A 13,159-nucleotide genomic window follows, 5' to 3' on the forward strand; every position below is an offset into this window, starting at 1 on the left:
CTTTTCAGGACTTCACATGAATACGTCCAACATCAAAAAATATGCCCCGGTGGCACGTAAACAGTTCCGCGATGCGGTCATGCAAAAACTGACCACGCTGGGTATTGAGGCCGATAAAAAGGGCAACCTGCAAATTGCTCAAGCAACCGATCTTGGCGACAGTGTGCGTTATGGTCAGTTCTCACTGGATAAATCACTGGCGTCACGCCGTGAGCGTCTGGTCAAGCGTGCAGAAAAGCAGGGCTACGACGTGCTGGTGGAGCACATTGCTTACACGTGGTTTAACCGCTTCTGCGCTATTCGCTATATGGAGCTGCATGGCTATCTTGATCACGGTTTCCGTATGCTGTCTCACCCGACGCTGGAAGGGGGTTTTGAGGTTCTGGATCATGTGCCGGAAGTGGCTGATGCTCTGGGGCTGGACAAAGCGCGTCTGGTGGAGATGAAGCTGGCGGGCGATCGTGACGAAGAGCTGTACCGAGAGCTGTTGCTTGCACAGTGTCATGCTCTGCATGGCGCGATGCCTTTCCTGTTCGAAGCAGTTAATGATGAAATTGAGCTAGTGCTGCCAGATAACCTGACCCGCACCGACTCTATTCTGCGTGGTCTGGTGGACGAGAAAGCGATACCGAAAGAGGACTGGGACCAGATCGAAGTGATCGGCTGGCTGTATCAGTTCTATATTTCCGAGAAAAAAGACGATGTGATTGGCAAGGTGGTGAAGAGCGAAGATATTCCTGCCGCTACTCAGCTGTTTACCCCGAACTGGATTGTGCAGTACCTGGTGCAGAACTCGGTGGGCCGCCAGTGGCTGCAAACCTACCCGGACTCGAGCCTGAAAGGTAAAATGCCGTATTACATTGAGCCAGCGGAGCAAACGCCGGAAGTGCGGGCACAGCTGGCAGCTATCACCGCATCCAGCATTGAGCCTGAAAGCATTAAAGTGCTAGATCCGGCCTGCGGCTCCGGGCATATCCTGACTGAAGCCTATAACGTACTGAAAGCGATTTACGAAGAGCGCGGCTATCGTACCCGTGATATTCCGCAGCTGATTCTGGAAAACAATATCTTCGGCCTCGATATCGACGACCGTGCAGCCCAGCTGTCTGGTTTTGCGATGCTGATGCTGGCGCGTCAGGATGACCGTCGTATTCTGGGCCGTGGTATACGTCTGAATATTGTTTCCCTACAGGAAAGTAAGCTGGATATCGCAGAACTGTGGACCAAGCTGAACTTCCACCAGCAGGTGCAGCGTGGCAGCGTGGGAGATATGTTTGCAGAGGGGGCGGCACTGACCAATACCGACAGCGCGGAATATAAGCTGCTGATGCGAATGCTGGCATTGTTTACCAGCGCAAAAACGTTGGGATCGCTGATTCAGGTTTCACATGAAGATGAAGAGGCGCTGAAAGCGTTTCTGGATGGATTGTATCGCCTGGCGGTTGAAGGTGATATTCAGCAGAAAGAGGCGGCGGCAGAGCTGATCCCGTATATCCAGCAGGCGTGGATTTTGGCGCAGCGTTACGATGCGGTTGTTGCGAACCCGCCGTATATGGGGGGGAAGTTCCAGGCTCCAGATGTAAAAAAATACCTAAAAGATAATTTCTCAGGGTATGAAAAAGATCTTTTCTCTGCATTTATTGTTAGGAACTTAGAACTTTCTAAAAATGGTGCCCAGCTTGGATTTATGACACCATTTGTTTGGATGTTTATTTCCAGTTATGAAGAGCTTCGTTCTCACTTGATTAATCAGGAAATTATAACTTCGTTAATTCAACTGGAGTACTCAGGTTTTGATGGCGCAACTGTACCTATCTGTACATTCACTTTACAGAAAGGACATATTGATGATTTTACAGGGAGTTATGTTCGCCTTTCAGATTTTCGTGGTGCAGCAAACCAAGGGCCGAAAACACTTGAAGCAATTCAAAATCATAACTGTGGCTGGTTCTTCGAAGCTAAATCGGATAACTTCAATAAAATCCCATTTAAACAAATTTGTTTTGATTTACCTAAAAGTGCCTTGGCATGCTTTTCACTTAAAGATAAGTTATCTTCTGTGTCTTCAGCCAAGGCTGGCTTGACCACTGGTGATAATAATCTTTTCCAAAGATATTGGTACGAAGTAGATCTCAGTAAATTTTCACTAAAAAATCAAAATAATAAAAAATGGTTTCCATGCAATAGTGGTGGAGAGTATAGAAAATGGTACGGTAACAATTTGGTAGTTGTGGATTGGGAATCTGATGGTTATTCAATAAAGAATTTTTTTGACTCTAATGGACGAAGGAAATCAAGCCCAAGAAGTACGGATAGATATTTTCAGGAGGGTGTTACATGGTCGAAAATCGGTTCAGGGAAATTTTCTGCACGTTATTTCCCGGAGGGTTTTATATTTGACGACACGGGTCAGTCTGTATTTCCAGAGAAAATAGATGTTTTTTCACTTCTAGGGTTGTTATGCAGCAATATAGGCTCCTATTTTTTGGGTAAAATCAGTCAAACATTATCCTTTAATAAAGGTGAAATTGAAAGTATTCCTTACGTCACTCCATTGGTGGATATATCAAAAAAATCAAGAGAAGCAATTGAGTTGTCGAAAGCTGACTGGGACTCTAAAGAAATAAGTTGGGACTTTGATGGAAGTGAAGTAATTGAGTGTAAAAATTCCATATTGAAAAATGCATTCCAAGAAATGCTTAGAATGCAGGAATCTAAAACCGAGGAATTACGTAAGATTGAGGAAGATATAAACTCTATTTTAATAGAAAGCTATGGCCTCAGTGAGGTTTTGACACCTTATGTAATGAAAGAAAATGTGAGTCTTTTCAATAATCCTAGCTACTTGTATGGTGGGGGGGATGATTTAGAGATCGTCTCACTCCGTTTTTTAAGTGAACAGCTTATCGGCTTGATATCCTATATTATCGGCTGCCAAATGGGTCGCTACTCCCTCGATCGAGAAGGTCTTGTCTATGCTCACGAAGGCAACAAAGGTTTCGCGGAGCTAGTCGCCGAAGGCGCCTATAAAACTTTCCCTGCCGATGAAGACGGCATTCTGCCATTAATGGATTCAGACTGGTTCGATGACGATGTTACAGCGCGCGTTAAAGAGTTTGTCCGCACCGTCTGGGGTGAGGAACACCTGCAGGAAAATCTCGATTTCATCGCCGAAAGTCTCTGTTCGTACGCAATCAAGCCGAAAAAAGGCGAATCTTCGCTGGATACTATTCGTCGCTATCTTTCCACCCAGTTCTGGAAAGATCATATGAAAATGTACAAAAAACGCCCAATTTACTGGCTATTCAGCTCCGGGAAAGAGAAGGCGTTTGAATGCTTGGTGTATCTGCATCGTTATAATGAAGGCACGCTGTCGCGTATGCGTACCGAATACGTAGTTCCGCTGCTGGCGCGTTATCAGGGCAATATCGATCTGGTTAACGATCAGCTTAAGAATGCTGAATCTGGCGCGGCCACCACGCGTCTGAAAAAAGAGCTGGATGGGTTGACTAAAAAATTCAACGAGCTACGCAATTTTGACGATCGCTTGCGTCACTATGCTGATAGACGTATCACTATTGATCTGGATGACGGCGTTAAGGTTAACTACGACAAATTTGGCGATCTGCTGGCGGATGTGAAGGCAATCACCGGCAGTGCTCCACAGGAGGCCTAATGGATCAATATCCCCTGATTATTAAAGGCTACAAGAGTATCGCGGAGCTTTCCCTTGTGGAAAGCCCACCGTTTATTACTTTTGCCGGGGCTAATGGTGCGGGCAAAAGTAACATTACCGATGCTCTGGCTTTTTTTGGTGCTGTGGTCAAGACCGGAGCGACTCAAGCTATTCGCGATTTCGGTGGTTTTCAGCAGATTCATTGCTACAAACTGCGTAAAGAGAAGCGGACCACGGCGTCAATTCATCTTACGATTACGCTGAACAAGAAACAATTCGTCTACGATCTGGCGATTAAAAATATGGATGCAAAACCAGCCATCTCAGAACGACTGGAGATTGATGGTGAGCTGTTCATCGAGCGTAAACAACCGGACAAACTCTCCGTTCGCTTGGGGGAGAATGAAAAATCGTCAACCACTTCTCTTCCTGGCTACTCTCAGGACATGACCGCGTTGATGTTGCTTGGCAAAAGTGAACTCTATCATTTTTTAACAAATATCAGCGTATTCCGTATCGACCCGTTACAGGCAAAAAAATCAGATAGTGCCACGACGGATGCCACCTTTCTGGATAGATACGGTACGAATATCGCCTCTGTACTTGCTGAACTGGAGTCCAATAGCAACTTCACAGACCAGATTCTGGAATGGATGGAGTTGATTGTTCCTGGTATGGAAGGGATAGCAACTAAAAAACAAAAGCTGGATGGCTCAACGATACTTACTTTCAAAGAGCATGGAACTAAAGCGCGCTTTCCAGCACATCTTATCTCGGATGGCACGATTTATACCTTGTGCATTATGACTGCAATCCTGAGTCGAGCGAAGCATACTGGAATGACCATCATTGAAGAGCCAGAGCGAGGCATCCACCCTAAAGCCATCGGTGAGCTGGTGCAGTTGATGCGTGAAAACGCCTCGCTGGATCATCCCATTATCATTACCACACATAGCGAGTCGGTAATCAGAAATCTAGAGCCGAAAGAGCTGTGGTTTGTCAGCAAGCAAGAGGGGAAAACCCAACTAAAACACGCCTCAGATGCAGGGATTGATAAAAAGGAAATCCCACTGGATACCGCGTGGCTGATGAATATGTTTGATGGTGGTTTGCCATGGTGAAAGTAGGGTTTATTGTAGAGGGCGATACCGAGTCAATTATTGTCAATTCGCCAGCATTTATTTCATTTCTACGCGCTAAAAATTTTGAACTGGTGACACCCGTCATTGATGCTAAAGGCGGGGGCAATCTGTTGCCAAAGTATGTTGATAACTTCGTTGTAAGGCTCAGAAATGCTGGAGCGCAACAGATCTGTATTCTGACCGATCTGGAAGATGCCGCATCTACTGCTGATGTGCAGGCCCGAATTGCCCATCAAGATGTCGACATCTCGTTTATCGCGGTCAAAGCTGTTGAAGCTTGGTTTCTTGCCGATTCAGAGGCAATGAAAAAATGGCTTAAGGTAGACGCATTTAATGAAGCGTTACCTGAAGCGACAACGGAAATGCCATGGGATCGTTTAAAAGAAATTTCACGTGAGCTAGGAAAGCAGGGGCCGGGGAGTTCTAAAACCGCATTTGCCAAGAGAATGGTAACGCATCACGGTTTTGATATTCAGGGTTCGGCCAGACACCCAGCCTGCCCTAGCGCCCATGAATTGGTCGACTGGTTTGAGAATCAATAATGCAATTTAAAGAACTGGAATCCGGACTTCGTCAGAAGTTTACCGACAACCGCATCGTCTTCTGGCATGACCCGGAACAACGCTTCACTGATTCACTCAATGAGCTGGATCTCGACAATGTCACGTTGCTGGATATGCGTGGTGTTTCTGTGCTCGCAACAAAAAAACGACTCGAAATCGACGAGCCTGAGCAAAAATTTTTACTCTATTTCACCAGTGAGGTTCCCGCTCGCGAGCAGGACTGGTTGCTGGATATTCGCCTCTATAGCACCGAATTCCACGCTGATTATGCGGCGATCACTCTGAATTCGCTGGGTATCCCGCAGCTTGGTTTACGCGAACATATTCAGATCCGCAAAGCCTTCTTTACCGTTAAGCGAACTCAGATCCTGAAGGGATGGGTTACCGAGCGCGAAACGGAAAACTCTCTCGATAAGAAAATGCTGGCAGTGGTGGTAGGGGCCAGTACCTTTGAAACCAAAGAGATTCTGTTTGCTTTGGTTCAGCAATTTGTCGCGGCACGGCAGCAAGATGATAGCGCGCTGGAGAACACCTTCGCCGTACTGAAGAAACTTGGCCTGGATGAGGTGCTCTGGGAAATTCTTCGCCTAGAGCTCGGGTACCAGTCTGAATCCCCGTCACTGGCAAACCTGCTTCTGAAACTGTTCTGTACCGATCTCTGGGCGCAGGGTGATGAAGCGCATCGTGACTGGTTGAGTAAAAATGTGCTGGTTACCGCTGCTGGACGGGCGTCTTCACTTGCCTTTATGGGGGCGTGGCGCAACGATCGTCGCTATAAAGCAGAATACGATTATTGTGCAGAGGATTTGCAACAAACACTGCAGCCAAAAGAGCATTACAACTTCAGCTCACCGTACGCCCTGGCAAAATGTGAAACCTTCGAGGCCATTGAACAACTTATTATCCGTGGTCTGGTGACCCAGTTGCAGGAAGAGAGCACCACTCTTGATAGAGATGCGTTTAAAGCGTTGGTTTCAGAGCGCAGTGCGAAATACTGGAGCCAGACACGTCCAGAGTATCTCTCTATCTGGAATGCCATTCGACAGGCGGAACGCTTACTGAATTTGCGTAACCGTTATACCGATGGGTTTAATTTCCCCGATACGGGCGCGTTCTGGAAAGCCTACTGCGATGAAATCTATCGCTTCGATCAGACCTATCGTTTGTTCAATGAATATGCCGCGCCGGTGCACAGCAAAGGGGCGATGATCCTGCATGAACTGGATAAATTTATAGAAGAGTTATACAGCAATTGGTATCTGGCTGAGCTAAGTCGCGGCTGGAACAAACTGCTTGAAGCGGAAAAACGTATGCAGGCATGGCAATTTAGTGGCATACCCCTGCAGCGCAATTTCTACAAAGAGAATGTTAAACGTCAGTTTGACACCTCTCAGGTGAAACGCATTTTTGTCGTGATCTCGGATGCACTGCGCTATGAAGTGGCCGAAGAGCTGGGCAGGCATATTAACCATGAGAAACACTTCAGCGCAGAGCTACGCTCCCAGACCGGAGTGCTCCCAAGCTATACTCAACTGGGCATGGCCGCACTGTTGCCTCATGAGTCGTTGAGCTACCTTCCTGATAATTCTGGCGTAGTTTACGCCGATGGGATGTCCACTTCCGGGTTTGAAAAACGAGCCGCTATTCTGGCGAAGGTGAATGGTGTGGCGCTGAAAGCAAAGGACTTGCAGAACGCTAATAACCAGGAAGTGAACGAGCAAATCCGCAACGCTTCCGTAGTTTATATCTGGCACGACACTATCGATGCCATGGGTGATAAGGCTGCTACGGAAGATAAAACGTTTGAGGCCTGCCGAAGTGCAATCACTGAGCTTAAAGATCTGGTTTCACGCCTGCGTAGCCGATTTAATGCCAGCCGAATTTTTGTTACCGCCGATCACGGGTTCCTGTTCCAACAACAAGCGCTGGTGGAGCAGGATAAAACGAAGCTTGAAAGTAAAGCCAAAGACACGATTGAAGCGAATAAGCGTTTTATTGTAGGTCATCAACTGCCTGAAAGTGAATTTTGCTGGCACGGTAAACTGGCAGATACTGCAGGCTCAAGCGATGAGAGTGAATTCCTGTTACCCAAAGGGGTACAGCGTTTCCACTTCGTAGGTGGTGCTCGTTTCGTTCATGGCGGAGCCATGCTGCAGGAGGTGTGTGTTCCTGTGTTAAAGATTCGTGCGCTTGAGAAGAAAGCTGCTGAGAAGCAACCCCAGCGGCAGCCCGTGTCCGTCGTTGCGCGGGATCAGGTGATCAAACTGGTTAACAGCATTGATAAAGTTGGTTTTATTCAGACTTCGGCAGTGAATGATTTAAATGAGCCGCGCACGCTGAATATCTTTATCGTCGATGAAAACAACCAGGTCGTCTCCGGCACGGAAACAGTATGCTTCGACAGTGATAACGAAGATATGGGTAAACGCACCCGCGATGTAACCATGAAACTCATGGGGACGGCATTCAATCGTAAAAACAAATATGTTCTGATCCTGGAGAATGTGGACAGCGCAACAGAGTATGGTCGCTACCCGATCACGATCGACCTGGCATTTCAGGATGACTTCTTTTAAGTGAGGCGTTATGCAACAGCAGGATAACTCAGCCAATAACATGGAAACGGCCTCTGTGTTGGCTCAGGACCTGGATTCATTGTTGAATCAGCACTTTCGCGGTCGCGTGGTGCGTAAGGATCTGACTAAGCAACTTAAAGAAGGGGCTAATGTTCCGGTTTACGTACTGGAATATCTACTCGGTATATACTGTGCCTCCGATGACGATGAGGTTGTCGAGCAGGGGCTACAGTCGGTTAAGCGTATTCTTTCTGAGAACTATGTTCGCCCAGATGAAGCTGAGAAGGTGAAGTCGTATATCCGTGAACGCGGATCGTACAAAATAATCGATAAGGTGACTGTTTCTTTAAAAGAAAAGAAAAATGTCTATGAAGCACAGTTATCTAACCTCGGCATCAAGGATGCCCTGGTACCGTCGCAGATGGTGAAAGACAACGAGAAACTGCTGACGGGTGGCATCTGGTGCATGATCACCGTGAACTACTTTTACGAGGAAGGGCAAAAAACGTCACCTTTTTCACTGTTCACCTTGAAGCCTATCCAGATGCCAAACATGGATATGGATGAGGTGTTTGAAGCTCGCAAGCAGTTTGATCGCGACCAGTGGATTGACGTGCTGTTACGTTCTATTGGGATGGAGCCCGCGAATATCGAACAACGCACCAAGTGGCATCTGATTACTCGCATGATCCCCTTCGTGGAAAACAATTATAACGTCTGTGAGCTTGGCCCTCGTGGGACCGGTAAGAGTCACGTTTATAAAGAGTGCTCACCAAATTCGCTGTTAGTTTCTGGTGGACAAACGACAGTGGCTAATTTGTTTTACAACATGTCCAGCCGCCAGATTGGTCTGGTGGGAATGTGGGACGTCGTCGCGTTCGATGAAGTGGCAGGGATCACCTTCAAAGACAAAGATGGCGTGCAGATCATGAAGGACTACATGGCATCAGGCTCATTCTCTCGTGGTCGGGACTCCATTGAAGGCAAAGCCTCCATGGTGTTTGTTGGCAACATCAATCAGAGCGTAGATACACTGGTCAAAACCAGCCATCTGCTTGCACCGTTCCCGGATGCGATGATTGATACTGCATTTTTTGACCGCTTCCATGCCTATATTCCTGGTTGGGAAATTCCTAAGATGCGCCCGGAATTTTTCACCAATCGCTATGGTTTGATTACGGATTATCTCGCTGAATATATGCGCGAGATGCGTAAACGTAGCTTCTCCGATGCAATTGATAAATTCTTCAAGCTGGGAAATAACCTCAATCAGCGTGACGTGATTGCCGTACGTCGCACGGTATCCGGTTTGTTGAAGCTAATGCACCCAGACGGCGCTTACGACAAAGAAGATGTACGGGTTTGCCTGACCTATGCATTGGAGGTCCGCCGTCGAGTTAAAGAGCAGCTTAAGAAACTCGGTGGCCTGGAGTTCTTTGATGTGAACTTCAGTTATATCGATAACGAGAGTCTTGAAGAGTTCTTCGTGAGCGTACCGGAGCAGGGCGGCAGTGAATTGATTCCCGCCGGTATGCCGAAACCTGGCGTAGTGCATCTGGTCACGCAGGCGGATTCAGGCATGACGGGCCTCTATCGTTTTGAAACACAGATGACTGCAGGCAACGGCAAACATGCGGTGTCAGGTTTGGGGTCGAACACAGCAGCGAAAGAAGCGATCCGCGTGGGGTTTGACTACTTCAAAGGTAACCTGAGCCGTATCAGCGCTGCGGCTAAATTCTCTGAACATGAATACCATCTTCATGTGGTGGAGCTGCACAGCACCGGTCCGAGTACAACCACCAGTCTGGCCGCGTTAATCGCGTTCTGTTCGGTATTGCTGGCAAAACCGGTTCAGGAACAAATGGTCGTATTGGGAGGCATGACATTGGGCGGTGTGACGAACCCCGTTCAGGATTTAGCAGCCTGCCTGCAGGTAGCATTCGATAGCGGTGCTAAAAAGGTATTGCTCCCTATGGCCTCAGCTATGGATATTCCGACCGTGCCGACTGAATTGTTCACAAAGTTTCAGGTTAGCTTTTATGCCGATCCGGTGGATGCTGTATATAAGGCACTGGGTGTCAACTAAATATATCGAGGAGTGAGTCACACTCCTCAGTTAAATAATCCGTAAGTCTTTTCTTGTTTATTTTTTTAAACTATATTCTTTAATCCTGTTTTTCATCTGGAATGATGTACGGTTAAAAAATAATGAAACTAATTGCAAATGGATTGAACAAACAGTTTTTTAGTTCTTTTTTACCTCCTCCGGATTGCGAAATTGACGGTGTCGTTGCAGCCATAGCCTATGGTGATGATAAAACTGCTCTACTTGACCATTGTCTAAAAAATCATCATCGCCTTGATATCTGGATGCGATATGATCACACCGTCCCTGTATCCCCCTCACTCTTGGCGAAATTTCTTGCTAATACAAAAAATAATATCTTCTGCAAACTTGTTCCGGATCGTCTTCACAGTAAAGTCATCTGGTGGAAGGGTTATGGCGCATATATTGGATCGGCTAACTTAACCGATCGTGCATGGCATACAAACATAGAAGCAGGTATCTTCTTCACTGAGAGTGATTTATATAGTTCTAATCTAATTGAGCAACTTGAGGAATTCTTCGATAGCTTAGTGTCTCTTGACTGTTGTGTTGATCTTAGTGACGATATCATTAATGAACAAAGACTATTTTTAAAATCAAAACTCGAGTTAGAGAAAAAAGAGCAAGAGCTTATCAAAAAGAGAAAAATTCCTGAATGGGGCGGCGTAAACTTTATTGATAACAAAAAAAACAAAGATAAAAGAAAAGAGAATTTTCATAAAGAATGGGAAAGCACACTTTCAATCATTCATAATATCTCAAGCCAGATAAATGATTACAGGCCTATATGGGTATCAGAAGATACACCGATATTCTGGCAAACCGATCAGTTTTTACATGCTTATTATTATAAGCAAGTTCATCAGCAAGATAATACTTATCCTTTTGAGGATTTTAATCGTACTAACAGTAAAAACCCACAAGCAGCATTGATGAGTATGCTCTCCTGGTGGAAAAGCCTTTCAGCCCCGCCGTCTAATGAGGATATTCATCTTGGGATTTACGCTCCCTATATTCGCGAAAACTTGTCAAAAAATAATATTGGCTCATTGACTGAGGATAAGATCCATCAAATATTCTCTTATACACATGCAACAATGGACCATGTGATAAAAATGAGTGCTGAAACATTTGGCCAACCTGCCACAAAGTCCTTAAACAAGGAAGAACGTGCCGTTTTATTTACAAAATGGATCATGGGCCAAACAAATCAAAAAGGCATGACTATTGCTGAATTACTCAATTATGTGCTCTACGGTGGAACGCCTTCTTTTATGTGGGAAAGGATCTATCAGGCAGGGAAAGATGAGCAATATAAATTCCAGCATTACGGTATTAACTCCATTGCTGAAGTTGTTGGCTGGGCCAGACCTGATGATACGCCTCCCAGAAATGGCAGAACCAATAAAGCATTGCGGGCATTGGGCTATCCAGTTCAAGTGAATATTTGAACATATCTCTCCCAACTCCAGTAAATATCATTATCACTCAATGAAGCAGTCCAAAGGCGTGCTCAGTTTACTAGAACACGCCTACCGGTGACAGATAGTACAGCATAGAGTTAATTTACATATCAATACTCTATCCAATCGGCCAAGATCACTCTGTATATTACTTTGAACCCAGAATGATTTTTCCCATTAAAGCATGCTTTGATTCAGGCACTTCGCGGCGTTTATGTGACTTTATGGAAGAAATGTACTCCCATACTGCAAGTTTCTCTGAAACTAATTTGCCACATAAGTCTCTTTTCTTACATGGAGCCATGGAGTTTTGCAAAATCAAACGGACTTACTCCCTTCTCTCGGTTAGCATCTAAAAAATCAGCCCATCACTGCAGCATCAACCTGCGCTCCCCCAGATGCTCCGCCTTGTGGATGTAAGCTGCTCGTACAGAGCTACGCTCCTGGTGACTCATCTGCCGTTCTACCGCATCCCTTGACCACAATCCCGATTCGATCAATGAACTACATGCCATAGTCCTGAAACCATGCCCGCAAACCTCAACCTTCGTATCGTAGCCCATCACACGCAAAGCCTTGTTAACCGTGTTCTCACTCATCGGCTTACGCGGATCGTGATCGCCGACGAAGATCAGCTCTCGGTTCCCATTCATGCTTTTGATCTTTTCCAAAATAGCCAGAGCCTGCCGCGACAAAGGAACAAGATGGGGAGTCCGCATCTTTGAACCACGCTGAGAATGTTTAACGCCTTCCAGCGGTTCACGCTCACCTGGGATTGTCCACATGGCAGTATCAAAATCTACTTCTGACCAGCGGGCAAAACGCAGCTCGCTTGAACGGATAAAAACCAACAAAGTGAGTTCAACAGCCAATCGGGTTAACGGCCTGCCGGAGTAATGATCAATACGATGAAGTAACTCAGGAATGCGGTTGAGATCTAGCGCAGCGCGATGCTTTCGTTTAGCTGTTGCGATCGCACCAGCGATCTCTTGTGCAGGATTGTAATCAATTAAGCCGTTCTGTACCGCAAAGCGCATTATTGCCGTTGTTCGCTGTTGAAGACGCGCAGCCACTTCAAGGCGTCCTGACTTTTCCACCGCTTTAATTGGGACCAGTAAGTCACGAGTACCAATATCTTTGATATTTCGCTTCCCAACTGAAGCAAATAAATTGTCTTCGAGACTTTTCAATACACGAGCACTATGCGATGCCGACCACTTCTGATTGCTGGCGTGCCAGTCTCTGGCTACCACTTCAAACGTTATCGCCTCTTGCTCCTGCTCTACCTTAACGGCTTTCTTGTTCTCACTGGGATCTACACCATTAGCTAACAGCTTACGGGCTTCATCCCGACGAGCCCTGGCATCCGCCAGCGAAACTTCAGGGTATTTCCCCAACGCCAGCATCTTTTCTTTGCCGCCAAAGCGATAACGCAGCCGCCAGTATTTGGAGCCGTTAGGGTGAACCAGCAAAACCATGCCATCACCATCGGTAAGCTTATAGGCTTTTTCTTCAGGCTTGGCCGTACGAACCTTCACATCACTCAGAGCCATAATGAGTATCCTTTCAAGGGTTCTGTGTGGGTACAAACATTATCGAACCGGGATATACCCGCAGTTGTACCCGCATCAG

At 46.4% G+C, this 13,159-nt stretch carries 6 protein-coding genes and 1 pseudogene; 6 read left to right on the top strand and 1 reads right to left on the bottom strand.

Going from position 1 to position 13,159, the window contains the following annotated elements; all coding sequences use genetic code 11:
* Positions 1-16 precede the first annotated feature (16 nt).
* From pglX to F153LOC_RS11220, 6 genes are all read left to right on the top strand, one after another.
* Complete coding sequence (gene pglX / locus F153LOC_RS11195; protein ID WP_102104497.1) at positions 17-3,676, top strand: BREX-1 system adenine-specific DNA-methyltransferase PglX; 3,660 nt, start codon at positions 17-19, stop codon at positions 3,674-3,676.
* A complete protein-coding gene (locus F153LOC_RS11200; RefSeq protein ID WP_102104496.1) occupies positions 3,676-4,797 on the top strand; it encodes an AAA family ATPase in 1,122 nt (373 codons plus the stop codon). Before pglX ends, F153LOC_RS11200 begins: the two co-directional genes overlap by 1 nt.
* Complete coding sequence (locus tag F153LOC_RS11205) at positions 4,791-5,360, top strand: hypothetical protein (RefSeq protein WP_102104495.1); 570 nt, start codon at positions 4,791-4,793, stop codon at positions 5,358-5,360. Before F153LOC_RS11200 ends, F153LOC_RS11205 begins: the two co-directional genes overlap by 7 nt.
* A complete protein-coding gene (gene pglZ, locus F153LOC_RS11210; RefSeq protein ID WP_102104494.1) occupies positions 5,360-7,957 on the top strand; it encodes a BREX-1 system phosphatase PglZ type A in 2,598 nt (865 codons plus the stop codon). The genes F153LOC_RS11205 and pglZ overlap by 1 nt, the downstream gene beginning before the upstream one ends.
* A 10-nt stretch (positions 7,958-7,967) precedes the next feature.
* The gene (gene brxL, locus F153LOC_RS11215; protein ID WP_102104493.1) at positions 7,968-10,043 is read left to right on the top strand and encodes a protease Lon-related BREX system protein BrxL; all 2,076 of its coding nucleotides are present in this window, start codon (positions 7,968-7,970) and stop codon (positions 10,041-10,043) included.
* Between the two features lie 122 nt (positions 10,044-10,165).
* Positions 10,166-11,515 carry a phospholipase D-like domain-containing protein gene (locus tag F153LOC_RS11220; RefSeq protein WP_102104492.1) on the top strand — a complete coding sequence of 450 codons (1,350 nt, stop codon included), beginning with the start codon at positions 10,166-10,168 and terminating at the stop codon, positions 11,513-11,515.
* A 302-nt stretch (positions 11,516-11,817) separates the two neighbouring features.
* Here the strand turns inward: F153LOC_RS11220 and F153LOC_RS11225 are convergent.
* Positions 11,818-13,080 (bottom strand): annotated as a pseudogene (locus F153LOC_RS11225) (tyrosine-type recombinase/integrase).
* Positions 13,081-13,159: the final 79 nt, after the last annotated feature.

Origin of the sequence: Lelliottia sp. F153 (assembly GCF_002870005.1) — a bacterium.
GTDB classification, from domain to species: Bacteria; Pseudomonadota; Gammaproteobacteria; order Enterobacterales; family Enterobacteriaceae; genus Enterobacter; species Enterobacter nimipressuralis.

Bases quoted from the DNA above. Each gene is read 5' to 3' on its own strand.
- F153LOC_RS11200 (WP_102104496.1), top strand. From the start codon at position 3,676: ATGGATCAATATCCCCTGATTATTAAAGGCTACAAGAGTATCGCGGAG.
- brxL (WP_102104493.1), top strand. From the start codon at position 7,968: ATGCAACAGCAGGATAACTCAGCCAATAACATGGAAACGGCCTCTGTG.
- F153LOC_RS11220 (WP_102104492.1), top strand. From the start codon at position 10,166: ATGAAACTAATTGCAAATGGATTGAACAAACAGTTTTTTAGTTCTTTT.
- pglZ (WP_102104494.1), top strand. From the start codon at position 5,360: ATGCAATTTAAAGAACTGGAATCCGGACTTCGTCAGAAGTTTACCGAC.
- F153LOC_RS11205 (WP_102104495.1), top strand. From the start codon at position 4,791: ATGGTGAAAGTAGGGTTTATTGTAGAGGGCGATACCGAGTCAATTATT.
- pglX (WP_102104497.1), top strand. From the start codon at position 17: ATGAATACGTCCAACATCAAAAAATATGCCCCGGTGGCACGTAAACAG.